22 protein-coding genes are annotated in these 24,481 nt (G+C 66.5%); 7 read left to right on the top strand and 15 right to left on the bottom strand.

Features of this window, described 5'->3' with window-relative positions:
- Positions 1 to 165 precede the first annotated feature (165 nt).
- Positions 166 to 510, bottom strand: a complete 345-nt coding sequence (locus tag KW843_RS10130; RefSeq protein WP_218295000.1) for a helix-turn-helix transcriptional regulator — start codon at positions 508 to 510, stop codon at positions 166 to 168.
- A 275-nt stretch (positions 511 to 785) separates the two neighbouring features.
- On the opposite strand from KW843_RS10130, the gene KW843_RS10125 reads away from it, so the two are divergent.
- From KW843_RS10125 to KW843_RS10115, 3 genes are read left to right on the top strand one after another with little or no spacing between them, the layout of a single operon-like run.
- Entirely contained in the window at positions 786 to 1,316 is a 531-nt protein-coding gene (locus KW843_RS10125) for a molybdopterin-dependent oxidoreductase (protein WP_255594653.1), read from the top strand.
- 31 nt (positions 1,317 to 1,347) lie between these two features.
- On the top strand, positions 1,348 to 4,422 hold the full coding sequence (locus KW843_RS10120; protein ID WP_218294999.1) for a response regulator: 3,075 nt from the start codon (positions 1,348 to 1,350) through the stop codon (positions 4,420 to 4,422).
- Positions 4,415 to 5,602, top strand: a complete 1,188-nt coding sequence (locus tag KW843_RS10115) for a two-component system response regulator (protein ID WP_218294998.1) — start codon at positions 4,415 to 4,417, stop codon at positions 5,600 to 5,602. The genes KW843_RS10120 and KW843_RS10115 overlap by 8 nt, the downstream gene beginning before the upstream one ends.
- Here the strand turns inward: KW843_RS10115 and bioB are convergent.
- The 9 genes from bioB to scpA form a co-directional block, all read right to left on the bottom strand.
- Positions 5,599 to 6,690, bottom strand: a complete 1,092-nt coding sequence (bioB, locus tag KW843_RS10110; RefSeq protein WP_218294997.1) for a biotin synthase BioB — start codon at positions 6,688 to 6,690, stop codon at positions 5,599 to 5,601. The genes KW843_RS10115 and bioB overlap by 4 nt on opposite strands.
- A gap of 410 nt (positions 6,691 to 7,100) precedes the next feature.
- On the bottom strand, positions 7,101 to 7,571 hold the full coding sequence (locus tag KW843_RS10105) for a VOC family protein (protein ID WP_218294996.1): 471 nt from the start codon (positions 7,569 to 7,571) through the stop codon (positions 7,101 to 7,103).
- A gap of 80 nt (positions 7,572 to 7,651) precedes the next feature.
- Positions 7,652 to 8,497, bottom strand: a complete 846-nt coding sequence (locus KW843_RS10100) for a YdcF family protein (RefSeq protein ID WP_369642472.1) — start codon at positions 8,495 to 8,497, stop codon at positions 7,652 to 7,654.
- Positions 8,484 to 10,532, bottom strand: coding sequence for an acetyl/propionyl/methylcrotonyl-CoA carboxylase subunit alpha (locus tag KW843_RS10095; protein ID WP_218294995.1), 2,049 nt, complete (start codon positions 10,530 to 10,532; stop codon positions 8,484 to 8,486). Before KW843_RS10095 ends, KW843_RS10100 begins: the two co-directional genes overlap by 14 nt.
- 23 nt (positions 10,533 to 10,555) lie before the next feature.
- Positions 10,556 to 11,011: a PH domain-containing protein gene (locus tag KW843_RS10090; RefSeq protein WP_218294994.1), complete on the bottom strand. Its 456-nt coding sequence runs from the start codon at positions 11,009 to 11,011 to the stop codon at positions 10,556 to 10,558.
- Positions 11,012 to 11,033: 22 nt separating this feature from the next.
- Positions 11,034 to 12,566, bottom strand: coding sequence for an acyl-CoA carboxylase subunit beta (locus KW843_RS10085; RefSeq protein ID WP_010458871.1), 1,533 nt, complete (start codon positions 12,564 to 12,566; stop codon positions 11,034 to 11,036).
- A gap of 40 nt (positions 12,567 to 12,606) precedes the next feature.
- Complete coding sequence (gene meaB, locus KW843_RS10080; protein WP_218294993.1) at positions 12,607 to 13,623, bottom strand: methylmalonyl Co-A mutase-associated GTPase MeaB; 1,017 nt, start codon at positions 13,621 to 13,623, stop codon at positions 12,607 to 12,609.
- Positions 13,620 to 14,048 carry a GNAT family N-acetyltransferase gene (locus KW843_RS10075; RefSeq protein ID WP_218294992.1) on the bottom strand — a complete coding sequence of 143 codons (429 nt, stop codon included), beginning with the start codon at positions 14,046 to 14,048 and terminating at the stop codon, positions 13,620 to 13,622. Before KW843_RS10075 ends, meaB begins: the two co-directional genes overlap by 4 nt.
- A 77-nt stretch (positions 14,049 to 14,125) precedes the next feature.
- Entirely contained in the window at positions 14,126 to 16,297 is a 2,172-nt protein-coding gene (gene scpA / locus KW843_RS10070; protein WP_218294991.1) for a methylmalonyl-CoA mutase, read from the bottom strand.
- 129 nt (positions 16,298 to 16,426) lie between these two features.
- Between scpA and KW843_RS10065 the strand changes: the two genes are divergently transcribed.
- A complete protein-coding gene (locus KW843_RS10065) occupies positions 16,427 to 17,062 on the top strand; it encodes a GntR family transcriptional regulator (protein WP_218294990.1) in 636 nt (211 codons plus the stop codon).
- An 8-nt stretch (positions 17,063 to 17,070) separates the two neighbouring features.
- On the opposite strand, the gene KW843_RS10060 is transcribed toward KW843_RS10065, so the two are convergent.
- On the bottom strand, positions 17,071 to 18,231 hold the full coding sequence (locus tag KW843_RS10060; RefSeq protein WP_218294989.1) for a GGDEF domain-containing protein: 1,161 nt from the start codon (positions 18,229 to 18,231) through the stop codon (positions 17,071 to 17,073).
- A gap of 328 nt (positions 18,232 to 18,559) precedes the next feature.
- On the opposite strand from KW843_RS10060, the gene KW843_RS10055 reads away from it, so the two are divergent.
- Positions 18,560 to 20,419 (top strand): long-chain fatty acid--CoA ligase, encoded by a 1,860-nt coding sequence (locus KW843_RS10055; protein ID WP_218294988.1) that lies wholly within the window; start codon positions 18,560 to 18,562, stop codon positions 20,417 to 20,419.
- A gap of 187 nt (positions 20,420 to 20,606) precedes the next feature.
- On the opposite strand, the gene KW843_RS10050 is transcribed toward KW843_RS10055, so the two are convergent.
- Entirely contained in the window at positions 20,607 to 21,737 is a 1,131-nt protein-coding gene (locus KW843_RS10050; RefSeq protein WP_218294987.1) for a saccharopine dehydrogenase family protein, read from the bottom strand.
- Between the two features lie 171 nt (positions 21,738 to 21,908).
- Here KW843_RS10050 and KW843_RS10045 point away from each other — a divergent pair, with 171 nt between their 5' ends.
- Positions 21,909 to 22,361, top strand: a complete 453-nt coding sequence (locus KW843_RS10045) for an Lrp/AsnC family transcriptional regulator (RefSeq protein ID WP_218294986.1) — start codon at positions 21,909 to 21,911, stop codon at positions 22,359 to 22,361.
- Positions 22,362 to 22,463: 102 nt separating this feature from the next.
- On the opposite strand, the gene KW843_RS10040 is transcribed toward KW843_RS10045, so the two are convergent.
- Positions 22,464 to 23,051, bottom strand: coding sequence for a lysophospholipid acyltransferase family protein (locus KW843_RS10040; protein WP_218294985.1), 588 nt, complete (start codon positions 23,049 to 23,051; stop codon positions 22,464 to 22,466).
- 557 nt (positions 23,052 to 23,608) lie between these two features.
- Here KW843_RS10040 and KW843_RS10035 point away from each other — a divergent pair.
- Positions 23,609 to 23,788, top strand: coding sequence for a hypothetical protein (locus KW843_RS10035; protein WP_218294984.1), 180 nt, complete (start codon positions 23,609 to 23,611; stop codon positions 23,786 to 23,788).
- On the opposite strand, the gene KW843_RS10030 is transcribed toward KW843_RS10035, so the two are convergent.
- Together KW843_RS10030 and KW843_RS10025 are read right to left on the bottom strand one after the other, a co-directional pair.
- Positions 23,789 to 24,106, bottom strand: coding sequence for a phage head closure protein (locus KW843_RS10030; protein ID WP_218294983.1), 318 nt, complete (start codon positions 24,104 to 24,106; stop codon positions 23,789 to 23,791). It abuts the gene before it with no gap.
- On the bottom strand, positions 24,103 to 24,384 hold the full coding sequence (locus KW843_RS10025) for a head-tail connector protein (RefSeq protein ID WP_218294982.1): 282 nt from the start codon (positions 24,382 to 24,384) through the stop codon (positions 24,103 to 24,105). Before KW843_RS10025 ends, KW843_RS10030 begins: the two co-directional genes overlap by 4 nt.
- Between the last annotated feature and the right edge of the window lie 97 nt (positions 24,385 to 24,481).

Below are 24,481 nucleotides of genomic sequence, written 5' to 3'. Positions count from 1 at the left end.
GGCTTGCTGGCAACTTTACCCATCTCGTTGCCGCTTGTCACGATATTGCGATCAATGCACCACGAGGGTATTCCCAGCAACGCGAAGGCGCTTTGCGCGGAGAATATGCGCCGGTGCTGCGGCCCCTTGCACACCATTTTTTGTGCCGGACGCGGTAGGCGCCCGTCAACCCGGCGGGATGGAGGGAGCCCCTGGCGGGGCGGCGCAGAATTGCTCGAACAGCACGTCCAAGACCGCCAGGGCCTGCGGACTGGCGATCTCATAGTAGATGTGTTTCCCTTCCCGGCGCGTGTTCACCAGGCGTTCTTCGCGCAGTACGCCCAGTTGCTGGGACAGGGTCGGCTGGGAAACGCCCACCAGTGCTTCCAGCTCCCCCACCCTTTTCTCGCCTTGCGTGAGCTGGCACAGGAGGAGAAGGCGGTCGGGGTTGGACAGCACTTTCATCAGGCGGCAGGCAGCGTCGGAGGCGCGGCGAAGTCGGTCGAGGTCGCTCGCGGTGTCGATGGGCATGGTCATCGCTGTGGTTTCGATTCAGGTGTCATGGGTTGCGAGGGAACAAGTCTGCGCCAGCGCGGGACATCGTCGCCGGCCCGGGTTTCAGCAGCGCCTTCGGATTTTGATGCTTCAGAGCGCGCCTTCAGCCCGGGGCCTCGCGGGCGGCGGGTGCAGCGCGTGCCGCGGCCGCCCAAAAACGATACCTCACACTGAAACAACAGGCACCGGCCACAAATCAGTTTACATTTTGAGCGACGGTCTGTAAGACTGTTGCAAAAAAGGGGGTCGACATGCTCTCCAGGTTTTCGGCGGCACGTTGCGTTGCCTGCTGGGTGAAAGTGGCGGTTCTGGTCGGATTCGCGCTGGCAGGGCCCGCAACCCATGCGCTGGACAAGCCCACGGGTCCCGTGGTCCTCACCATCGAGGGGGCGATCAGCCAGGCGAACAACGGTTCGCAGGCCCAGTTCGACATGGCGATGCTGGAAAAGCTGCCCCAGCACAGCTTCTCCACCCAGACGCCGTGGTATCCCAGCGCGGTCTCCTTCACCGGCCCGCTCCTGCGGGATGTCCTGGCGGCGGTCGGGGCGAAGGGGACGAGCATCACGGCCGTGGCGCTGAACGACTACAAGACGGAGATTCCCGTGGATGACGCCACGCGCCACGACGTGATCATCGCCCGCCTCATGAACAACCGCCCCATGCGCGTGCGCGAGAAAGGCCCGCTTTTCGTCATCTACCCGTTCGATACCAAGGCGGAATTGCGCAGCGAGCTGTACTACAACCGCGCGGCCTGGCAGCTGAACGTGCTGCGCATCCGCTAGCGTCTGGGCCCTTGATCCCCAGCACCACGCCATGCTGCGCAGCAAACACCTTCTGCGGCTGATCATTGCGGGCCTGGTGGTGGCGTATGTGGCGATCGCCGGCGTGCAGTACCACCAGTACCGCAGCGTGGAAGCGGTCATGCGCCGGGGTGACGTCAACGCGCTGTGGTCGTTCCTGCAGCTCAGTGTCGAATACGAGAAGCTCGACCACGCGCTGCACCAGTTCGAGATCGATCCCGCCAGCATGCCCCCCGACCGCCTGGAGCTGCGCTACGACCTGTTCCTGAGCCGTTTCAGCGCACTGGAGAGCGGTACCGCCCGCACCCTGATGCAGGGAGAGCCCATCTACGGCAACGCCCTCGACGCATTGCAGAACTTTGTCGCCGCGGGAGACAGCCATTTTGGACAGAGCGTCGACGCGGCCTCCCGCCACGCGAACATGAAGCTCTTGCGGGTGGAGCTGAACAGGCTTCGCGACATCATCCAGGAACTGTCGCTGCAGGCATCGCGCATCTCGGCCCTGCTGGGCGACCGGCGCAATGCGGAAGTGAAGCGCCAGACACTGCTGACCACCGGGTTGACGGCATTCCAGGCCATCCTGACCTTCCTGCTCGCGTTCGCGATGGCCCGGCAGTTTCTCAAGCGCGAAAAGGCCAGATCCCTCGCCCTGGCAGCACAGGCCGAACTGGTGGACGCCCTCAGGCGCAACGAGGAGGCGCTGGAAGCCCGCGTGGCCCAGCGCACGGAGCAGCTGCAGCAGGTCAACGCGGCATTGCGGGAACACGAAGATGAACTGGTGGTGGCCCAGGCCAAGGCCGAGGATGCATCGCGCATGAAATCCGACTTCCTGGCCAACATGAGCCATGAGATCCGCACGCCCATGAACGCCGTGATTGGCATGAGCCATCTGGCCCTGGGAACGGAGCTGACCGCACGCCAGCGCGACTACATCGAGAAGATCCAGCGGTCGGGCCAGCACCTGCTGGGCCTGATCAACGACATCCTGGATTTCAGCAAGATCGAGGCAGGCAAGCTCGAGGTCGAGGTGGTGGATTTCGACCTGCATGGCGTGCTCGACAACGTGGCCAACCTGCTGAGCGACAAATGCGCCGCCAAGGGCCTGGAGCTGATGTTCGATGTGGACTCGCACCTGCCCGCCGACCTGCGGGGAGATCCGCTGCGGCTGGGGCAGATTCTCGTCAACTACGCCAACAATGCGGTCAAGTTCACGGACGAGGGCGAGATCATCGTGCGGGTCCGCGAGGCAGCGCGGGATGCCCAGGGCGTGCTGCTGCGCTTCGAGGTGCAGGACACCGGCATTGGCCTCACCGAGGAACAGCAATCAAGGCTGTTTCGCTCTTTCGAGCAGGCCGACACTTCCACCACGCGAAAGTACGGCGGTACCGGGCTGGGGCTGGCCATCTCCAAGAAGCTGGCCGGCCTGATGGGCGGGGACGTGGGCGTGCAAAGCCTGCCCGACCGGGGGAGCACGTTCTGGTTCACGGCGCGGCTCGGCCTGGGAGACTCCACCCAGCGCCCGCTGCTGCCGGAGCCCGACCTGCGTGGGCGCCAGGTGCTGGTGGTGGACGACAGCGAACAGGCGCGGCAGATCCTCGCGGAGCTGCTGTCCAGCATGAGTTTTTCGGTGACGCTCGCCAGCTCAGGGGCCCAGGCCGTGGAACTGGCACGCGCCGCCGGCGAGGCCGGGCGGCCCTGTGAAATCGCCTTTCTGGACTGGAAAATGCCCGGCATGGACGGGTTCGAAACCGCCCGCCAGCTCGCACGGCTGCCCCACCCTCCCCGCCCCGTCATCGTCACCGCGCATGGCCGCGACGATGTGCTGGACGAACTCACCCGCACGGGCGTCGGGCTGATGCTGACCAAGCCGGTGAACCCATCACAGCTGTTCGATGCCGCCATGCGGGCATTGGGCGGAACACAACGGGTGGACGAAGCGCGGCGCCTGCCGCCCCCGGCGCGGGGCGCAGGCCTGGACTCGATCCGGGGTGCGCGCGTGCTGCTGGTGGATGACAACGACCTGAACCAGCAGGTGGGCCGCGAACTGCTGGCCAGTGCCGGGCTGGTGGTGGATTCGGCCGCCAACGGCCAGGAAGCGCTCGACATGCTGGCCCGCGGCGCCTACGACATCGTGCTCATGGACATGCAGATGCCGGTGATGGACGGCCTCACGGCCACCCGCCGGCTGCGTGAGAACCCAGTCTGGGCGCGCCTGCCGGTGCTGGCGATGACGGCCAACGCAATGAGTGGCGACCGCGAACAGTGCCTGGACGCCGGCATGAACGGCCACATCGCCAAGCCCATCGACCCGGAGGCCCTGTTTGCCGCGCTGCGGCAGTGGATTGCACTGCCCCACACGGGGGGCACCGGCGATGCAGCGCTGGCAGCGCGGCCCACGGCGGATGCGCCCGCCGCGGCAATGGCGCCGGCAGCCGACCCCCTGGCACACATCGAAGGCCTCCATACGGCCGCCGGGCTGCGGCGGGTGCTGGGCAAACGCGCCGCCTACGAAAGCCTGCTGCGCAAGTTCGTGGTCGGCCAGGCCCGCGCCGTGCAGGAGACGCGCGCCCATCTGGCGGAAGGCCAGCCACAGGCGGCTCGGCGCGCCATGCACACGCTGAAAGGCTCGGCAGGCACCATTGGCGCGGTGGGCCTGGCCGAACTGGCGCATGCCGCGGAACAGGCCATCGCGCAGAACGCGCAGGCCGGCCCCCTGGAGGCCCTGCTGCAGCCGGTGGAAGCTGCCTGCCAGGCGCTGGTGACGGCCCTGCAGAAAGCCCTGCCCCCCGAGTCCGACGCCGCCACCAGCGCGGCCGCCGCGCCCCCTGGGTCACCACACGCGCCCATGGATGCGGCGCACGCCCGCGACCTCCTGGCACGCCTGGACGCCTTGCTGGCGGACAGCGACTCGGAAGCCGTGGAGCTGTTCAGGGACTCCGGCCCCCGCCTGCAGGCCCGGCTGGGGCCCGCCGCCTATGCCGACATGAAGCGGCTGCTGGACAACTATCTCTTCGCCGACGCACTCGCGGTGCTGCGCCAGGCGTGGATTCCCGACGCACGACACACGGAGGACCCAGTTCATGAATAGTCCATTGGAATCAAGCGGCGGCAAATGCACGGTGCTGGTGGTGGATGACACGCCCGGCAATCTCTCCTTGATGAGCGACCTCCTGCGGCCGGACTACAAGGTCAAGCTGGCCCCCAGCGGCGAGCGCGCGCTGCAGATCGTGGCGGCCGAAAAACCCGACCTGATCCTGCTGGACATCATGATGCCGGACATGGACGGCTACGAGGTGCTGCGGCGCCTGCAGTTCAACCCCGACACCGAGGCCATCCCGGTGATTTTCCTCACGGCCATGAGCGCCACCGACGACGAGACGGTGGGACTGGAGCTGGGCGCCGTGGACTACATCACCAAGCCCGTCAACCCCGCCATCACCATGGCCCGGGTGCGCAACCATCTGCAGCTCAAGCGCGCGCGGGACCTGCTGGCCCACCACAACCACTTTCTGGAGCAGGAGGTGGCCAACCGCACGCGTGCCCTGGCCGAACTGCAGGACGCCACCATCCGTGCCATGGCATCGCTGGCGGAAACGCGCGACAACGAGACAGGCAACCACATCCGGCGCACGCAACACTATGTGGAAGCGCTGGCCCGCAAGCTGCAAAACCACCCGCGCTTTCGCGATGAGCTCACTGAGGATGCCATCGAGGTGATCTTCAAGTCCGCCCCCCTGCACGACATCGGCAAGGTGGGCATACCCGACCGCATCCTGCTCAAGCCGGGCAAGCTCACGCCCGAAGAATTCGAGATCATGAAGACCCACACCACGCTGGGGCGCGACGCCATCGTGGCGGCCGAAAGCGAAACCACGCAGGACAACCCCTTCTTCCGCTACGCCAAGGAGATCGCCTACAGCCACCAGGAAAAGTGGGACGGCTCAGGCTATCCCGAGGGGCTGGTGGGCAACACCATTCCCCTGTCGGCACGGCTGATGGCGGTGGCCGACGTGTATGACGCGCTCATCTCCGAGCGGGTCTACAAGCCCGCCTACTCCCACGAGCACGCGGTCGAGATCATCCGCGACGGCCGGGGCAGCCACTTCGATCCCGACATGGTGGACGCCTTCCTGTCGCTCTCCGAGGAGTTCCGGCGCATTGCCCAGCGTTTCGCCGACGGAGAGCACGCGCTGCAGGCCCAGATCGACCGCATGGCCAGCGACCTGACCGAGGAAGACCGCCTGGTGCCAGGCGGCCAGGGCGCCTAGCCGCAGATGCCCTCTTCATGCGGGTGGTGGCAAGGAGATTGCACGCTGCCACCGTCCTCCTGCGCTGCCATCGCCGCCGTCCGGTGGCCGTCCAGTCCCAGCTTGGCGAGCAGCCGCACGTCGGCATCCACATCCGGGTTGCCCGTCACCAGCAGCTTGTCGCCATAGAAGATCGAATTGGCCCCGGCCAGGAAACACAGTGCCTGCACGGCTTCGCCCATCTGCTGGCGCCCCGCGGACAGGCGCACGCGGGCCTTGGGCATGGTGATGCGGGCGACGGCGATCATGCGCACGAAGTCCAGCGGGTCGATGGGCTCGCTGTCGGCCAGCGGCGTGCCCGGCACGCGAACCAGGCTGTTGATGGGCACGGACTCGGGGTACGGGCTGAGGTTGGCCAGCTGCGCGATGAGCCCCGCGCGGTGCACGGGCGCCTCGCCCATGCCCACGATGCCGCCGCAGCACACGCTGATGCCCGCGCTGCGCACGTGCTGCAGGGTGTCGAGCCGATCCTGGTAGGCGCGGGTGCTGACCACGTCGGTGTAGTACTCGGGCGCGGTGTCGAGGTTGTGGTTGTAGTAGTCCAGGCCCGCATCCTTGAGCGCCTGCGCCTGGTGCGATTCGAGCATGCCCAGCGTGGCGCAGGTCTGCAGGCCCAGGCCCTTCACGGCGCCGATCAGGGCGCTGACCTTCTCGATGTCCCGGTCCTTCGGGGCGCGCCATGCCGCACCCATGCAGAACCGCGTGGCGCCGGCGTCCTTCGCGGCCTGGGCAGCCCGCACCACCTCGTCCACCTCCATCAGCTTGTCGGCCTTCACACCGGTGTCGAACTCGGCGGCCTGCGGGCAGTAGCCACAGTTCTCGGGGCAGCCTCCGGTCTTCACCGACAGCAGCGTGGCCAGTTCGATGTCTCCCTCGGGCCAGTGCTGGCGATGCACCGTCTGCGCTTCGAAAAGAAGGTCCATCAGCGGCCTGTCGAGCAGCGCCTGGATGGCGTCCACGCTCCAGGGGCCTCGCGGCGCTGGCGACGCGGGCCGGCGATGCAGCTGAACGGTCTGGGTGGCCGCGGTGGCGGAGGTCATGGAAGTCATGGCGATCGGTTCCCTTCAAGTCATCTGCTCCATGGCGGCACGGGGCCGCCATCGGCAGGGGTTACACAGCGCGCGCCGGCCTGGGCCAGGAGGTTGTCCGGCCGGTGCGCGGCGACGTGGGCGGATTCTGGAGGAGAAAAAGGCACAAACGCATGCCGAAGGGTCACAAAAAGTGCCAACAAAAGTACGTCGCCAACAGCCCCCAAGTCCTTGTTTTTTTGTGCGCAGAACACGGGATTTTCAGCGCATTTGACGGCAGGTTGGCGCGTGGTGGAGGGCGGCCATCGCGATGCAACCGCAACGCGGCGCTATCTGTGCCCATCTGCCGCCCCGCGTGGCCCAGGGGCGCCTGACGATGGGCGACGTTGGCGCATGCCGTCGCCCCCGCACCATCGGCAGCCAGCCGTTGTTCAGCCCAGCGCCGCGATCACCTCGGCCGGCGCCTGCACCAGCTCGATCAGAACGCCTTCGCCAGCGATCGGAAACTCGTCGTTGCTCTTGGGGTGCAGGAAGGTGATGTCATAGCCCGCAGCGCCCTTGCGGATGCCGCCGGGCGCAAAGCGCACGCCTTTGGCAGTGAGCCATTCCACCGCCATGGGCAGGTCGTCGATCCACAGGCCGATGTGGTTGAGCGGCGTGGTGTGCACGGCGGGCTTCTTGTCGATGTCCAGCGGCTGCATGATGTCCACCTCCACCTTCCAGGCGCCCCGCCCCATCGCGAGGATGTCTTCATCCACGTTCTCGCGCTCGCTCTGGAACGTGCCCGTCTGCGTGAGGCCCAGCATGTCCACCCACAGGGTCTTCATGCGTGCCTTGTCCGTGCCGCCGATGGCGACCTGCTGAATGCCCAGGACTTTGAAGGGCCGCTCTTTTGCCGTCATGATTTGCTCCTTGATTGATAGCTATAAATGCAGTTACGTACAGCGCAAGCGGCCTATTCCGCGCAGAAGGCCGCTTGGCCTCATGCCTCGCGCAGCACCCAGCTGCTCAGCGTGGCGAAGTATTCGCGCAGCCGCGCGTTGTAGCGCGTGGCCAGGGGGGTGGGCGCCGCCACCGGCACCATGGCCGTGAAGCCGTGGCCTCGCGCGATGCGCAGGGCGCGCGGCAGGTGGAAGTCGCTGGTCACCAGGGCCAGCGGGGCCGTGGCCGGCACCCCACGCGCCAGCAGCAGGGGGCGCCCCAGCGCCAGGTTCAGCGCGGTGCTGGTGCTTTCCGCCTCCAGCACCAGGCGCCCTGCGGCGACGCCATGGCGCTGCTGCAGATAGCGGGCCATCACCTCGGCTTCGGTGTGCGTTTCACCCCATACCTCGCCGCCGCACACGGCGATCAGGGCGGTGGGCTGCAGGCGGGCCAGCGCGGCCGCCGTGTCCAGCCGTGCTGCCAGCGCCGGCCGGGGTTGCCCGTTCTGGATGCCGCCCCCCAGCACCACGATGGCCTGCACGGGCGGCACCTGTGCAGGCGGGATGCCGGCATTCTCCAGAAAGGCCCAGAAAACCCCCAGGCTGGCCATCCAGGCCGCCAGGCCCCACCAGCCCGCGCGCCACAGCTGCTGGCGCCGCCGCCCACGGTGCCGCCAGCCCGCCAGCGGAGTCCACCACGCGGCCAGGGCCAGGAAGACCGCCCCCAACGCGGCGGGCAGCATGGTGCCCAGATCGAGGTGCCCCAGGACCATGAGCACGGCGCCATCCACCAGCAGCACGGCGCCGGCCAGCCCGAGCAGCACACGCAAGACCACGGTCATCGCGGTGTGTGGCCAGGCCAGCGTGTTGCGCGGACCGGGGCGCTCGGCGGCATCACTGGAACTCAATGATCACGTCGTCCACCGCCAGCGACTCGCCCTTGCCCGCCACCACCTTGCCCACTACGCCATCCTGCGCAGCAAAGAGGATGTTCTCCATCTTCATGGCCTCGATCACGGCCAGCTTTTCACCGGCCTGCACCTTCTGGCCGGGCTGCACCGCCACATCCACCAGCAGGCCGGGCATGGGCGAAAGCAGGAACCTGGACAGGTCCGGCGGCGCCTTGAAGGGCATCAGCTTGTGCAAGCGTGCACCGAGGGGTGACAGCACGAGCGCATCGATCTGCGTGCCGTTGTGCGCGATGCGCAGGGCCAGCGGGTTCTTGCCCACGCCGCGCTCGACCTGCGCGGTAAACCCGGCGCCATTGCACTGGCCTTGCACCCGGATCTGGCCCAGCGTGGCGGCGCTGCTGATCTGGTAGCTCTTGCCGTCCACGGCCACCACGCTGGAGCCCGACTTGTCCTGGAAGTCGGTGACCGAGACCGCATGGTGCTCGTTCTGCCCCTCGGCCCCCAGCGTGACCACCACGAACTGCTCGCCCACCTTCACCTCGTGCCCTGCCAGCTGGCCGCTGATGCCCGAGGCGCGCGCACGGTAGCGGCGGTTCATGAAAGCGGCCAGCGCCACCAGGAACAGCGGGTCCTCGTGTGGCACGTCCTCGGAGTGGAAGCCCTTGCCGTAATGTTCGGCGATGAAGCCGGTGTTGAACTCGCCGGTCACGAATTTCGGGTGGGCCAGCAGGGCCGCCTGGAACGGAATGTTGCTGCTGATGCCCCGGATTACGAAGCCGTTGAGCGCCGCGCGCATCTTGGCGATCGCATGGTCGCGGTCGGTGCCGTGCACGATGAGCTTGGCGATCATCGAGTCGTAGTACATCGGGATCTCGCCGCCCTCATACACCCCTGTGTCCACGCGCACGCCCAGCTTCTTGTCGGTGTCGCCCTGGAACATGCTCTGCTCCGGCGGCTGAAAACGCACCAGGCGGCCGGTCGATGGCAGGAAGTTGCGGAACGGGTCCTCGGCGTTGATGCGGCACTCGATGGCCCAGCCGTCGCGCTTCACGTCGGCTTGCGCGAGCGGCAGCTTCTCGCCTGCGGCCACGCGGATCATCAGCTCCACCAGGTCCAGGCCGGTGATGCATTCCGTCACCGGGTGCTCCACCTGCAGGCGGGTGTTCATTTCGAGGAAGTAGAAGTCCTGGTCCTTGCCGACCACGAACTCCACCGTGCCCGCGCTCTGGTACTTGACCGCCTTGGCCAGCTGCACCGCCTGCTCGCCCATGGCCTTGCGGGTGGCATCGCTGATGAAGGGCGACGGCGCCTCTTCAATCACCTTCTGGTGGCGCCGCTGGATGGAGCATTCGCGCTCGTTCAGGTAGATCACGTTGCCGTGGCTGTCGCCCAGCACCTGGATCTCGATGTGGCGCGGCTCCTGCACGAACTTCTCGATGAAGATACGGTCGTCGCCAAAACTGTTGCGGGCTTCGTTCTGGCAGCTGGTGAAGCCTTCAAACGCTTCCTTGTCGTTGAACGCCACGCGCAGGCCCTTGCCGCCGCCCCCGGCCGAGGCCTTGATCATCACGGGGTAGCCGATGCCCTTGGCGATTTCCACCGCCTGCTCGGGGCCCGCGATGGCGTCGTTGTAGCCCGGGATGGTGTTGACCTTGGCCTCGTTGGCCAGCTTCTTGGAGGCGATCTTGTCGCCCATGGCCGCGATCGAATGCGCCTTGGGGCCGATGAAGGCAATGCCTTCGTCCTCGCAGCGCTTGGCGAAGGCTTCGTTCTCCGACAGGAAGCCGTAGCCGGGGTGCACGGCCTGCGCGCCGGTCTGTTTGCAGGCGGCAATGATCTTGTCGGCCAGCAGGTACGACTCGCGGCTGGGCGCCGCGCCGATGTGCACAGCCTCGTCGGCCAGCTTGACGTGGCGCGCTTCCTTGTCGGCGTCGGAGTAGACGGCGACGGTGGCGATGCCCATCTTGCGGGCGGTAGCGATGACGCGGCACGCGATTTCGCCACGGTTGGCGATCAGGATTTTGGTGAACATAACAAGTTCCTCAAAAGGAAATTTCAAAAACCAGTAACTAGGACGGAAGGACAGCGCTGAAGTAACGTGTCAATGAAGCGCTGCTTTTCACGCGGCGACACCAAAACGCTTCGACCCGCTCCATAGCGAATGCATAAGCGGTCCAGCGACAGGGCGGGCGAGGAAATCCAACTGCGCGATGGCGAGACCTCGCATACATCGCCCAAGGCTATGCGCCAGCGGAACGGACCACTGCGAACCAGCAACTCCTCAGCCGTGAATGTGTAGTTGGTGTCAAGCGCCACCCACGCCGGCAGTACCAGCGCAAAGGCCAAGATGACCGCCACCAGCGCAAGCACCGGTGGCGTGGCGCCCGAATTCAGCACCAACGGCCCAGTAAGCCCTGCTACTGCGGTTATCGCCGTCAACGCAGCGAGCGGGCCGATGGCGACAAGCCATGAGTCCACTCTGGAGGGGAAGAACGCGCGGGTCTGTGCCATTTGCCTGCTGCCGATGCCCTGCTTACAGCGGGATGTTCCCATGCTTGCGCCATGGGTTTTCCAGCTTCTTGTCGCGCAGCATGACCAGCGACCGGCAGATGCGCTTGCGTGTCTCGTGCGGCAGGATCACGTCGTCGATAAAGCCACGTGCGCCGGCCACAAACGGGTTGGCAAAACGCTGTTTGTATTCCGCCTCGCGTGCGGCCAGCTTCACGGGGTCGTTCTTGTCTTCGCGGAAGATGATTTCCACGGCACCCTTGGCACCCATCACCGCGATCTCGGCGTTGGGCCAGGCCAGGTTCACGTCGCCGCGCAGGTGCTTGGAGCTCATCACGTCGTACGCGCCGCCGTAGGCCTTGCGGGTGATGACGGTGATCTTGGGTACGGTGCACTCGGCATACGCGTACAGCAGCTTGGCGCCATGCTTGATGATGCCGCCGTATTCCTGGCTGGTACCGGGCATGAAGCCGGGCACGTCCACAAACGTGACGACCGGAATGTTGAACGCATCGCAGAAGCGCACGAAGCGCGCGGCCTTGATGGAGCTCTTGATGTCCAGGCAGCCCGCCAGCACCAGCGGTTGGTTGGCCACGATGCCCACGGTCTGGCCTTCCATGCGGGCGAAGCCGATCAGGATGTTCTTGGCGTACTCGGGCTGCAGCTCGAAGAAATCCCCGTCGTCCACGGTCTTGAGGATCAGCTCCTTCATGTCGTAGGGCTTGTTGGGGTTCTCGGGCACCAGCGTGTCCAGGCTCCGGTCCATGCGGTCGGCCGGGTCGTTGCTGGGACGCACCGGGGCCTTTTCCCGGTTATTCAGGGGCAGGTAGTTGTACAGGCGGCGCAGCATCATCAGCGCCTCCACGTCGTTCTCGAACGCCATGTCGGCCACACCGCTCTTGGTGGTGTGCGTCACGGCACCGCCCAGTTCTTCGGCCGTCACTTCTTCGTGCGTCACGGTCTTCACGACTTCGGGGCCGGTCACGAACATGTACGAGCTGTCTTTCACCATGAAGATGAAGTCGGTCATGGCGGGTGAGTACACGGCGCCGCCGGCGCTCGGGCCCATGATCATGCTGATCTGCGGAATCACGCCGCTGGCGAGCACGTTCTTCTGGAACACGTCGGCATAACCGCCCAGCGAGGCCACGCCTTCCTGGATGCGGGCGCCGCCCGAGTCGTTGAGGCCGATGACCGGTGCGCCGACCTTCATGGCCTGGTCCATCACCTTGCAGATCTTTTCGGCGTGCGTTTCGCTCAAAGCACCGCCAAACACCGTGAAGTCCTGGCTGAACACGAACACCAGGCGGCCGTTGATCATGCCGTAGCCCGTCACCACGCCATCGCCGGGGATCTTGTTGTCCTCCATGCCGAAGTCGGTGCAGCGGTGCTCGACGAACATGTCCCATTCCTCGAACGTGCCGTCGTCCAGCAGCAGCTCGATGCGCTCGCGCGCGGTGAGCTTGCCCTTGGCGTGCTGCGCATCGATGCGCTTTTGCCCGCCGCCCAGGCGTGCCAGCGCACGCTTTTTCTCCAGTTGATCCAGGATGTCTTGCATGGTCGTCGTCCTTTGGTGAATTCGGTGGTTTGTTTACTATTTATTTGATAGCTGCTTGCGCTGTACTGGATTGCGCCAGCAGCAGATTTCGTGCTGCAGTCGATGCCGCGATGCGCCCTGCGGCCACATCGGCCTGCATCTGGGGCAGCAGCTCCCTGACCTGCGGGTGCTGGCGAAACGCGAGCTTGAGGCCCGCGTCGATGCGCTCCCACATCCAGGCGAGCGATTGTTTTTCGCGCCGCGCTGCCAGGCGGCCGTTGGTGGACTGCATGTCGCGAAACAGCGCCACGGTGGTCCAGAAAGCATCCACCCCCTGCCCCAGCAGAGCGCTGATCTGCAGCACGCGCGGTTGCCACAGCGCGCCGTGCGTCGCGTGGTCAGGGTTGCCGTGCATGCCGAGCAGGCGCAGGCTGGAGGTGATCTGGGCCTCGGCGCGCGTGGCGGCGTTCTTGTCGATGTCGGCCTTGTTGATGACCACCAGGTCGGCAATCTCCATCACGCCCTTCTTGATGGCCTGCAGGTCGTCGCCCGCGTTGGGCAGCTGCATGAGCACGAACATGTCCGTCATGCCCGCCACCGCGATCTCGCTCTGGCCCACGCCCACGGTTTCGACGATGACCACGTCGTAGCCCGCGGCCTCGCAGACCAGCATGGCCTCGCGCGTCTTCTCTGCCACGCCCCCCAGCGTGCCGCTGGAGGGGCTGGGGCGGATGTAGGCCTTCTCGTGCACCGACAGGTGTTCCATGCGCGTCTTGTCACCCAGGATGGAGCCGCCCGAGACGGTGCTGGAGGGGTCGATGGTGAGCACGGCCACGCGATGGCCCTGGCCAATCAGGTACAGCCCGAGCGCTTCGATGAAGGTGGACTTGCCCACGCCGGGCACGCCGCTGATGCCCAGGCGAAACGCCTTGCCGGTATGGGGCAGCAGCTGCGTGAGCAATTCATCCGCCTGGGCGCGGTGGTCCGCCCGCGTCGATTCGAGCAGGGTGATGGCCTTGGACATCGCGCGGCGCTGCGTGGGGCCGGGCTGGCCAAGCACACCTGGATAGAGGTTCATGGCGACATCCTCGCGGCGGCCTTCTCGAATGCGGGGCTCCACCGGTACTCCAGGTCGAACTCCTGCTCCTCCACCAGTTGAAAGCCATTGCGCACGTAAAAGCGGTTGGCGCCACTGCCGCGCAAGGCGCCCAGGGTGATGTCCTGGCCCAGCGCCCTGCCCTGTGCCTTGGCCCACTCCAGGGCCCACGCCCCGGCGCCCCGGCCCTGGCGACCGGGTCGGACGTACAGGTGGTGCAGCCTCATGCGTGCGGGGTCCGCATACGGGAGCAGCGTGAGGTAACCAATGCGCTCGTCACCTGCCACGATGTGCCGCATATAGGCCGGCACAAAGGCATCGCGAAGCCTTTCCCGCACCCGCACGGGGTCAAAGCGTCCCAATCGCTCCAGGCTTTCGCGCATGGCCTCTGCACGCAGGTCGGCCATGGACTCAAAGTCTGCTTGCGCAACGCTTTCAAAGCCAAACATGGGATGGCGAAAAGGCTCGGAAGGAAAAGGCGAACTCAAGCGGTAACCGCCTTGCGAATCTGCTCCAGCACATCCTTGGCGCTGGCCGGAATCGGCGTGCCCGGGCCGTAGATGCCCTTCACGCCCGCTTCGTACAGGTGCTCATAGTCCTGCGCCGGGATCACCCCGCCCACGAACACGATGATGTCGTCCGCGCCCTGGTCCTTGAGGGACTGGATGATGGCGGGCACCAGTGTCTTGTGGCCGGCGGCCAGCGTGCTCACGCCCACGGCGTGCACGTCGTTTTCAATCGCCTGGCGCGCGCACTCCTCGGGCGTCTGGAACAGCGGGCCCATGTCCACGTCGAAGCCCAGGTCGGCAAACGCGGTGGCCACCACCTTGGCGCCCCGGTCGTGGCCGTCCTGGCCCAGCTTGGCGATCATCACGCGCGGGCGGCGGCCTTCCTTTTCGGCAAATTCGTTGATCTCGGTCTTGAGTTTGTCCCAGCCTTCGGCCGAGTCATAGGCTGCTGCGTACACACCGGTCACCTTTTGCGTATCGGCGCGGTGGCGCCCAAAAACCTTCTCGAGCGCATCCGACACCTCGCCCACCGTGGCGCGCAGGCGCACCGCCTTGATGGCCAGGTCGAGCAGGTTGCCTTCGCCGCTTTCTGCTGCGGAAGCAAGAGCATCCAGCGCTTGCTGTACAAGGTCTGGATCGCGTTTTGCACGGATATTTTTCAGGCGCTCGATCTGCCCGTCTCGCACCTTGACGTTGTCGATCTGCAGGATATCGACCGGGTCTTCCTTGGCCAGCCTGTACTTGTTGACACCCACGATCACGTCCTTGCCGCTGTCGATGCGCGCCTGCTTCTCGGCGGCGGCGGCCTCGATCTTGAGCTTGGCCCAGCCGCTGTCCACGGCCTGGGTCATGCCGCCCATGGCCTCGACCTCCTCGATGATCTTCCAGGCGGCATCGGCCATGTCCTGGGTCAGCTTTTCCATCATGTAGCTGCCGGCCCAGGGGTCCACCACGTTCGTGATGTGCGTCTCTTCCTGGATGATGAGCTGCGTGTTGCGCGCGATGCGCGAGGAAAATTCGGTGGGCAGCGCGATGGCCTCGTCCAGCGCGTTGGTGTGCAGGCTCTGCGTGCCGCCAAACACGGCCGCCATGGCCTCGATGGTGGTGCGCACGATGTTGTTGTAGGGGTCCTGCTCCGTCAGGCTCCAGCCGCTGGTCTGGCAGTGCGTGCGCAGCATCAGGCTCTTGGGGTTCTTGGCGCCGGTCTCTTTCATGATGCGGCACCACAGCAGGCGCGCCGCGCGCATCTTGGCCACTTCCAGGTAGAAGTTCATGCCGATCGCCCAGAAGAAGCTCAGGCGCCCGGCGAACTCGTCCACGTCCATGCCCTTGGCGATGGCGGTCTTCACGTATTCCTTGCCGTCGGCCAGCGTGAAGGCCAGCTCCAGCGCCTGGTTGGCGCCAGCTTCCTGCATGTGGTAGCCGCTGATCGAGATCGAGTTGAACTTCGGCATGTTCCTGGCCGTGTACTCGATGATGTCGCCAATGATCTTCATCGACGGCTTGGGCGGGTAGATGTAGGTGTTGCGCACCATGAACTCTTTCAGAATGTCGTTCTGAATCGTTCCGGAGAGCTTGTCCTGGCTCACGCCCTGTTCTTCCGCCGCCACCACGTAGCCCGCCAGCACCGGCAGCACGGCGCCGTTCATGGTCATCGAGACCGACACCTTGTCCAGCGGGATCTGGTCGAACAGGATCTTCATGTCCTCCACCGAGTCGATGGCCACGCCGGCCTTGCCCACGTCGCCCGTCACGCGGGGATGGTCGCTGTCATAGCCCCGGTGCGTGGCCAGGTCGAACGCCACCGACACGCCCTGCCCGCCTGCGGCCAACGCCTTGCGGTAGAAGGCGTTGGATTCCTCGGCGGTGGAAAAGCCCGCGTACTGGCGGATGGTCCAGGGGCGCACCGCGTACATGGTGGCCTGGGGGCCGCGCAGGTAGGGCTCGAAGCCGGGCAAGGTGTTGGCGTATGGCAGGCCGGCCGTGTCCTGCGCGGTGTACAGCGGCTTGACGGTGATGCCGTCGGGCGTGACCCAGTTGAGGGCGCCGACGTCGCCACCCGGTGCCGACTTGGCGGCGGCCTTGGCCCAGGCTTCGAGCGAAGACGCGGCGAATTCGGGAGTGTTGTTGGGGGGGGTGTCACTCATGGCGAAAACTTCTCCGAAGATGGCGTTGCAGGCGTAAAACGGCGCGGGGACGGTTCCCGATGTGGCGGCGAGTTTACATCATTCATAATTATTGATTCAAAATATTCCTCTGAGCTTACAATCCGCCCCATGTCTGCCCTTACCCTCACGCCGCGTGCCCTCTACGAAGAAGTCGCCGAGCAATTGCGCCAGCGCATCTTCCGCCGTGAGCTGGAGCCCGGCAGCTGGATCGACGAACTCAAGATCGCCGAGGAATTCGGCATCAGCCGCACCCCCCTGCGCGAGGCGCTCAAGGTGCTGGCCGCCGAAGGCCTGGTCACGATGAAGGTGCGCCGTGGCGCCTATGTGACCGAAATGTCCGAGAAGGACCTGCGCGATGTCTACCACCTGCTGAGCCTGCTAGAGAGCGACGCGGCCGGCGTGGTGGCCGCCACCGCCACCGCGGCGCAACTCCAGGCGCTGCAGGCCCTGCATGCCGAACTGGAGGCGGCCGCCGGCGAACGTGAACGGTTCTTTGCCGTGAACGAGCGTTTTCACATGCTGCTGCTGGAGCTGGCCGACAACCGCTGGCGCAGCCAGATGGTGGCCGACCTGCGCAAGGTGATGAAGCTCAACCGCCACAACTCGCTGCTCAAGCAGGGGCGGATCGAGGACTCGCTGAACGAGCACCGCGCCATCCTGGCGGCGATGGTGGCGCGCGATGCCCAGGCCACGGCCCGCGCCATGCAGGCCCATTTCGCCCACGGCCTGGAAGCCGCGACCTGACCGGGCATTCAGCCAGCCACTTCCACCCGGTTGCGGCCCCCGGTCTTGGCCGCGTAGAGGGCTTCGTCCGCTCGGTGCAGGAGCTCGTCAAAGCTGCTGTCCCCCTCGTTCTTCAAGGCCACGCCCAAGGAAATGGTCATGGCCAGCGGCAGTCCGTCCACCGAGAGCGGGCGGGTGGCCACCAGCCTGCGCAGCCTCTCCCCGGCGGCCCGCGCGGCCCGGCTGTCCGCGGCGTCCCACAGCACCACGAACTCCTCTCCGCCGTGGCGCGCCGCGAAGTCGGCCCCACTGCAGGAGGCCTGCAGGTGCCCGGCGACATGCCTGAGCGCCACGTCGCCCACCGCATGCCCATGGCAATCGTTGATGGCCTTGAAGTGGTCGATGTCGATCAGCGCCAGGGCCAGGCCGCCCCCGCGCGCACCCGCCTGCGCGAAACGCTGTTCGCCCACCGCAACCAGGGTGCGGCGGTTGGCCAGGCCCGTCAGATAGTCCGTTGAGGCGGCCAGCTCCCACTGGCGGCCGATGCGCTGCGAGCACATCAGCAGGAAGCCGGTGGTGCCCACCACGGGCAGGATGGCGGTGATCATCGGGCTGGCCATGTTGATCCAGGCCCCATCTCCCGTGACATCGAACGACGGGCTCACGCCCTTGAGCAGGAAGTAGCCTGCGCGAAATACCGTGAACGCCGCCACGGCGGCAAACAGGCTGGCCATCACCCGGCGGCTGCGCGCGCCGTCATGCGACTTCTGCGAGGCCAGCAGCGCGAAGCACGCCAGCAGCAGGAAGGCGCAGCTGCCCGACAGGATCAGCACGCGCATGCCCGTGTGCGGCCGTGCGATGGCGAACCAGGCAATGCCGCCAATCCCCACGATCGCAGGGGCCAGCAGCCAGAGCCTGTCCGGCAGCCCATAGAACTGGCGCAGCGCGCGCCAGTAGCCGGTGCACCCCAGCAGCACGAGCCCATTGGCCATGGGCGATGCCAGCCCCAGCGGCAGCCGGTACTGCACCGCGTACAGCACCGCGCTGGCGGCCAGCAGCAGCGTGGCCGTGCGCCAGGTTCCCGCGCTGGGCCGCAAGGCCTCGGGAAAGTCGTTGCGCATCAGCCCCAGGACCCAGCCATTGGCCAGCATCATCAGCGTGGCGACGATAAAGATGGTGATGGGGTCCATGGCGGAAGGGCGCGGTAGAGACGGCGGTCCGGGCAGCGGCGGGAGATGGAGAGGAAGGGGTCGGCACGCCACGGTGATGCCATGGCTGTGCGAGGGACGTGCGAGCGAGCCTGTGCGGATTGTGGCCGAGGCGCCGCACCGGTGCCACGGATTTCGCGCGGCACGGGGCACACTGGGGCCCATCATTCCACAAACCGGAATGCACCATTTGCAACGCAACAGGGTGTTGCGCCCCGCCCTGGTGCGGGCCCGGTCGTTATGATCCCCCGGGTTTCCACCGAGGCAACGGCGCGGCCCGCGCCCGACGCCGCCACCGCCGCCGAGTTCGATGACCCCCTCCCTTCCCGATATCGCCAGCGTCCAGACGCTGCCGCAGCTTCTTGCCTTGCGCACGGCCCTCACCCCGGACGCCGAGGCCTACCGTGCCTTCGACACCACCGCGCAGGCGTGGGCCAGCCTGACCTGGCGGCAGACCGCGCAGCGCGTGGCCGAATGGACGCAGGCCCTGGCCGCCATGCAGCTGCCCGCGGCCGCGCGCGTGGCCATCCTGCTGCCCAACGGCCTGCACGCCATGTGCGCCGACCAGTCCACCCTGGCCGCCGGCTGCGTGCCGGTGCCGCTGCACGCCATCGACAACCCCGGCAGCATCGCCTACATCCTCTCGGACTGCGAGGCCTCGATGCTCATCGTGGCCAGTGCCCAGCAATGGGAGAGGATCCGCGACACAGGCACGGAATTCCCCGCGTTGCGCGCGGTGATCGTGACCGAGCCGGACGCCGCCTTCGCCGCCACCCCGCCCTCGTCGCACGGCCCCGCCGTGGGCTCGCTGGCGCAGTGGCTCGAAGGCGCCGCACAGGCAGCGCAGCAGGCCTTGCCCCCCGCGCCCGGCCCGGACAACCTCGCCGCCATCGTCTACACCTCGGGCACCACCGGCAAGCCCAAGGGCGTGATGCTCACGCACCGCAACGTGGTCAGCGACGTGAAGGCCGTGCTGGAGCGCATCGCGCCCACGGTGGACGACGTGTTCCTGTCGTTCCTGCCGCTCTCGCACACGTTCGAGCGCACGGGCGGCTACTACCTTCCCATCGCGGCAGGCAGCTGCGTGGCGTATGCGCGCTCCGTGGCCCTGCTGGCCGAGGATCTGAAGACGGTGCGCCCCACGGTGCTGGTCTCGGTCCCGCGCATCTACGAACGCATCCACGCCAGGCTGCTCGAAAAGCTCTCGCCATCGCCCTGGAAAATGCAGCTGTACGAGGCCGCACAGAACAGGGGCTGGGCCCGCTTCTGCGCGGCGCAGGGTTTGCCGGCGCCCGCCCCCGAGGCCGGCAAGACTGCGGGAGGCTGGATGGCCGCACTGCCCTGGCCGCTGCTGCAAGCCCTGGTGGCCACGCCCTTGCTGGCCCAGTTTGGCGGCCGTGTGCGGGTGGCCGTGAGCGGCGGCGCCCCGCTGTCGCCCACCATCGCCAAGTGCTTTCTGGGCCTGGGCCTGCCGCTCATCCAGGGCTACGGCATGACGGAGACGGCGCCCGTGGTGTCCGTCAACGCACTGCACGACAACGATCCGGCGTGCGTGGGCAAGGCCTTGCCCGGCGTGGAAGTGCGCATTGGCGAGAACCGCGAACTGCAGGTGCGCGGCCCCATCGTCATGAAGGGCTACTGGAAGCGGCCCGAAGACACGGCACGCATCCTCGGCCCCGACGGCTGGCTGGGCACGGGCGACCAGGCGGACATCGTGGGCGGCCGCATCTACATCAGGGGGCGCATCAAGGAAATCATCGTCACCTCCACCGGCGAAAAAGTGCCGCCCGGGGACCTGGAGCTGGCGCTGCTGGCCGATCCGCTGCTGGAGCAGGCCTTCGTGGTGGGGGAAAACCGCCCCTTCATCGCCTGCGTGGCCGTCCTGCAGCGCGACGAATGGCAGCGCCTGGCGGCCGACCTGGGCCTCTCCGCGCAGGACGCCGCCAGCCTGAACCACCCCAGCGTGCACCGGGCCGTGCTGGCGCGCATCGAAAAAAACACCGCCAGCTTCGCCCGCTATGCCGTGCCCCGCGCCGTGCACTGCACGCTCACGCCCTGGACGATCGAGAACACTTTCATGACGCCCACGCTCAAGCTCAAGCGCAACAACCTGATGGCGTTCTACGCGGAGGCGATCGAGGGGATGTACCAGAAGCCGGGCGGGCGATAGACAGGCAGGCAGGCAGGCAGGCAGGCACGAAAATCCGCCCGCCATCGCCAGTCCCCCACCCGCAGCGCATGGGGGTCGGGCTTCCTCTGCCCGCCGGGGCCGCGCTGGGGGTCAGCCGCCTGTTGGCTCTCCGGCTTGCTGGTCCAGTCGCAGCAGGCGGCAAGGGTGTGTTGTTTTGGGATGGGATCTACGCCGCCATGGCCGTCCAGCCCGCCTCTGCCGCATAGGCCGCGCCAAACCGGTTCGCCAGAAAGTCCCGCAGCCGCACCGACTCCTGCCCCACGAACCCCTGCTGCGGCAGCCGCCCCTGTGCCACCAGGTCCAGCGCCGTGCAGATGCCCGCCGCCGTGGTGAGCTGGATGGCGCTCAGCGTGTGCCCTGCCACCTGGCTGCCGACGATGCGGGCGGAATACGACTCCTGCACCAGCCGGCCTCCCCGCAGGCCCGCGGCGGTGGCGAAGATGACGATCACATCCTGGTCGGTGGTGGGAACCGCGGTTTCCAGGATGTCCTTGAGCAGGTCGCGCCGGTCGCGCAGGCGCAGGTCGTTGAGCAGCAGTTTCAGGATGGCGCAATGGCCGGGATAGCGGATGGACTGGTAGTCCACCTGCCGCGCTTTCCCGGACAGCGTCTCCGTCAGCGTGCCCAGGCCGCCCGAGGTGTTGAAGGCCTCGTATTCCACGCCGTCGAGCGCGAAGGTCTCCAGGCCCTCCAGCGCCGGCACGGTGGTGCGCACACCATCCACGATGGCTTCGCAGGGGTTGCAGTATTCGTTGAGGAGGCCCTCGGTGCTCCAGGTCAGGTTGTAGCGCAAGGCGCCCTGCGGGTAGCGCGGCAGCGCCCCCACGCGCATGCGCAGGGTGTGCAGCGTGTCGAAGCGGCGGGCCAGGTCGTTGCCCACGATGCCGATGAAGCCTGGCGCCAGACCGCACTGGGGCATGAGCACGCTGCGGGCACTGGCGCCGAGTGCGCGGATGGCCTGGGTGCTCGCCACGTCCTCGGTCAGGTCAAAGTAGTGCACGCCTGCGGTTGCGCACAGCGTGGCCACGGATACGGCGCGGTGAAACGGCAGCGCGTTCAGCACGGCGAAACGGCCGTCGATGACCGCCTTCAGGCTCGCGTCGTCCGTCGCCAGCCGGGTGGATACGCCCAATGCGGCCACTTCGGCCAGGCGCGCCGGGTCACGGTCCACCACCAGGATGTCGTAGTCGCCAGCCTGCTGCAGCAGCAGCGCCATGGCAAAGCCGATGTGGCCCGCGCCGAGGATGGTGATGGCACGGCGGGCGGCGGTGCTGGAAGTGGTGGAAAGGATGGTCATGGCGGTGCTCCCGGTGGTGCCCACCGCGTGAAGCGGTGAGAGGTGTTGCAGATGCCTTGATGCTAGGCAAGGGCGCTGTCAATGTGTAGTGCTTATATCGTCGAAAACTGCTCTTTGTTTTTTCATAACGGCGAATATGATGGACGTTATGACTTTCTGGAGAAATTGCCCATGACCCAGGCCCTGGACGACACCGACCGCCAGCTGCTGAGCCTGCTCCAGGCCAACGCCCGCGAGGGCACGGCCACGCTGGCGCGCAGGCTGGGGCTGGCCCGCACCACCGTGGTGGCGCGCATTGCACGGCTGGAGCGCTCGGGCGTGGTCGCGGGGTACGGCGTGCGGCTGGGGGCCCGGCTCGATGCCACCACCGTGCGCGCGTGGTGCTCCATCAGCGTGTTGCCCAAAACAGCGCCCGCCGTGTTGCGCGCGCTGGAGGCCATGGCCGAGGTCGAAGAGGTATCCGCCGTGAGCGGGCCGTTTGACTACCTGGTGTTCCTGCGCTGCACGAGCCATGAGCAGCTCGACACCCTGCTCGACAAGGTGGGCCAGCTCGACGGCGTGCACCAGACGCAGACCAGCATCGTGCTCAGCCGCAAGATCGACCGGCGCAGTGTGGGGGTGTGACGGCGGCTGCCGCCAGCGTATTCACTTCAATTTTCATAGCTGCCAGCGCTTTATAGATAAGCGCCAGAGGCCCATTTCATTGAAAAACCTTGACAGGCAAACTCAGGCGTCGAACTGCGCCGGGTTCTTGCCCTGGATGGGCGCGTAGAACGCCTTGATGCTCGCCAGGTCGCGTTCCACATCGCCCGTGGGCTCGAACACAGGCCCCAGGCCTCCCACCTTGCGGCCGTAGTCCACGAAAGCCAGCACGATGGGTACGCCCGCCTGCTGGGCGATGTAATAGAACCCCGTCTTCCAGTGCCGCGTCTTGCCGCGCGTGCCCTCGGGCGGCACGATCAGCTGCATGGGGCCGTCCGCGTCCCGCATGGCCTGGGCCGAGCTGGCCACCAGGTTGTTCGCCTGCTCCCGGTTCACCGGAATCCCGCCCAGCCAGCGCATCACGCCGCCAAACGGCGCCCTGAACAGGCTCTGCTTGCCCATCCAGTACACCCGCAGGCGCAGCGAAAACGCCAGCATCAGCGTGTACGGCAGATCCCAGTTGCTGGTGTGGGGGGCGGCGATCAGCACGCTCTTGGCGGCGTGGGCGGGCAAGGCTCCCTCCACCTTCCAGCCCGTCAGGCGCAGGGTGGCGCGCGAGAAGGCGCGCAGCAGCGTGTTGACAACCGGCGTGTCAAAAATCGTGTGGTGCATGGGGAAACAGGGGCAGGCGACGCCCGCGCAGAAGGCGGCTGCAAGGCAGCCAGCCACCCGGCAGGCATGGGGCAGGAACATCAAAAAGCGCCGCGAGTATCGCCGATGCGGCCTTGGCCCCGCCTTGCGGCAGGACAAGGCTTGGCGCCTGTCGCCACGGCGGGGACGCGGGGCGCTTTCATTTTGATAGCGGCAAGCGCTTGTGGATCAAGCGGCAGCGTCCTTTTTTTCTCATGACCACGGGCTGGCGCGGATCGTTGGCCAATGGGATAATCACGGCCCTCCCCTGCAGCCTCCGTCGCCCGCCCCGTCCGGGCGTGCCGCTGCGGGCCTTTCCCCCGTTCTCCTTGCCTGTTTGCCTGCTGTGGAATCCCCCGCTTTGAGCCCCTGGCGCATGTCCGTCGCGCCGATGATGGATAGTTGCGATTAACCAACATCCATGCGGCTTTCCAGGGTTTTGTGTGCAATCCGTGTGCAGTCTTGGGCAGTGCGCAAGAAACGTGTGACAGTGGTTTTACTTGCCCGCACAATGTTTGTTCAACTTTCCAGGATCTCAGATGAACGAATCAGTTGCCTCATCCAAAGCAGACGCAATGCTCTTGGCCATTCTCACAAATCAACCAGAGGTGCTCTACAAAGGCACGATGACGGACATTTCCAACGCTGAGCAGACCGCAGAGGCGCTTGCAGCTTTCCGCCGGCGGCTCATCGTGAAACTCATGGAACAGGCCACGTAGTCAGCCCACCGCCTTGCACATCAGCACCAGCTCGCGGTGGTCTGAGCGCACGTCTACCAGGCTCTCAATGCCGTAGGTGGTGCCGTTGTGGACCACGCGATCCTGCGCGGTCATCCATGGGCGAAACCGCATCCTGATGCGCGCCGTCACCTCAGACACGGCAGCTTGCGCGGCCAGGTACTCCCGGCCCGTCAGCGGCTCCACAGCAGCCCAGCAGGTGAACAGTGGTGCCCAGGACTCGATGGGCTGGCCTAGCTCGTCGTAGGTGGTGCTGTAGCGCTCCACCGTAACGCGCTGGTCAAGGTCGCCCGCTTTCATGAGTGCACCCGGTACGGGTTCAGCAGAGCCTCGAAAGCCGGGTTCTTGCTGTACGGGCGGTCGCTCACGCTCTCGCGGTGTTCGTAAAGCGTGCCCACCAGCAGCAGCGCGGCCGACTTCACCGGGGCGGCGGCGGTGTCGTCCACGCTGGTGACGTTCATGTAGTCGGCCACGGCAGCGGTGGCGGTAGCGATCAGCGCGCCCAGCAGAGCGTCTTCGTCGTCGTGGTCAATGCGGCAATGCTGCTTCGCTTCGTCCAGGGTCAATAGTGCGGCCATGTCGGTTCCTCAGTTGTAGGGGTGCCAGCGCCGTGGTGAAAGGTAATCAGGGGCCCGGCAGCATTGGTGAATCACTCACTTCTGCACGCCGTCCGTG

It is taken from the genome of Acidovorax sp. sif1233, from assembly GCF_019218755.1.
In the GTDB taxonomy this organism is placed as follows: domain Bacteria; phylum Pseudomonadota; class Gammaproteobacteria; order Burkholderiales; family Burkholderiaceae_C; genus Acidovorax.
Note: the sequence above shows the minus strand (reverse complement) of the source record. Positions and strands in the feature narration are given on the sequence as shown.

Bases quoted from the DNA above. Each gene is read 5' to 3' on its own strand.
- KW843_RS10130 (WP_218295000.1), bottom strand. From the start codon at position 510: ATGCCCATCGACACCGCGAGCGACCTCGACCGACTTCGCCGCGCCTCC.
- KW843_RS10125 (WP_255594653.1), top strand. From the start codon at position 786: ATGCTCTCCAGGTTTTCGGCGGCACGTTGCGTTGCCTGCTGGGTGAAA.
- KW843_RS10120 (WP_218294999.1), top strand. From the start codon at position 1,348: ATGCTGCGCAGCAAACACCTTCTGCGGCTGATCATTGCGGGCCTGGTG.
- KW843_RS10115 (WP_218294998.1), top strand. From the start codon at position 4,415: ATGAATAGTCCATTGGAATCAAGCGGCGGCAAATGCACGGTGCTGGTG.
- bioB (WP_218294997.1), bottom strand. From the start codon at position 6,690: ATGACTTCCATGACCTCCGCCACCGCGGCCACCCAGACCGTTCAGCTG.
- KW843_RS10105 (WP_218294996.1), bottom strand. From the start codon at position 7,571: ATGACGGCAAAAGAGCGGCCCTTCAAAGTCCTGGGCATTCAGCAGGTC.
- KW843_RS10095 (WP_218294995.1), bottom strand. From the start codon at position 10,532: ATGTTCACCAAAATCCTGATCGCCAACCGTGGCGAAATCGCGTGCCGC.
- KW843_RS10090 (WP_218294994.1), bottom strand. From the start codon at position 11,011: ATGGCACAGACCCGCGCGTTCTTCCCCTCCAGAGTGGACTCATGGCTT.
- KW843_RS10085 (WP_010458871.1), bottom strand. From the start codon at position 12,566: ATGCAAGACATCCTGGATCAACTGGAGAAAAAGCGTGCGCTGGCACGC.
- meaB (WP_218294993.1), bottom strand. From the start codon at position 13,623: ATGAACCTCTATCCAGGTGTGCTTGGCCAGCCCGGCCCCACGCAGCGC.
- KW843_RS10075 (WP_218294992.1), bottom strand. From the start codon at position 14,048: ATGGCCGACCTGCGTGCAGAGGCCATGCGCGAAAGCCTGGAGCGATTG.
- scpA (WP_218294991.1), bottom strand. From the start codon at position 16,297: ATGAGTGACACCCCCCCCAACAACACTCCCGAATTCGCCGCGTCTTCG.
- KW843_RS10065 (WP_218294990.1), top strand. From the start codon at position 16,427: ATGTCTGCCCTTACCCTCACGCCGCGTGCCCTCTACGAAGAAGTCGCC.
- KW843_RS10060 (WP_218294989.1), bottom strand. From the start codon at position 18,231: ATGGACCCCATCACCATCTTTATCGTCGCCACGCTGATGATGCTGGCC.
- KW843_RS10055 (WP_218294988.1), top strand. From the start codon at position 18,560: ATGACCCCCTCCCTTCCCGATATCGCCAGCGTCCAGACGCTGCCGCAG.
- KW843_RS10050 (WP_218294987.1), bottom strand. From the start codon at position 21,737: ATGACCATCCTTTCCACCACTTCCAGCACCGCCGCCCGCCGTGCCATC.
- KW843_RS10045 (WP_218294986.1), top strand. From the start codon at position 21,909: ATGACCCAGGCCCTGGACGACACCGACCGCCAGCTGCTGAGCCTGCTC.
- KW843_RS10040 (WP_218294985.1), bottom strand. From the start codon at position 23,051: ATGCACCACACGATTTTTGACACGCCGGTTGTCAACACGCTGCTGCGC.
- KW843_RS10035 (WP_218294984.1), top strand. From the start codon at position 23,609: ATGAACGAATCAGTTGCCTCATCCAAAGCAGACGCAATGCTCTTGGCC.
- KW843_RS10030 (WP_218294983.1), bottom strand. From the start codon at position 24,106: ATGAAAGCGGGCGACCTTGACCAGCGCGTTACGGTGGAGCGCTACAGC.
- KW843_RS10025 (WP_218294982.1), bottom strand. From the start codon at position 24,384: ATGGCCGCACTATTGACCCTGGACGAAGCGAAGCAGCATTGCCGCATT.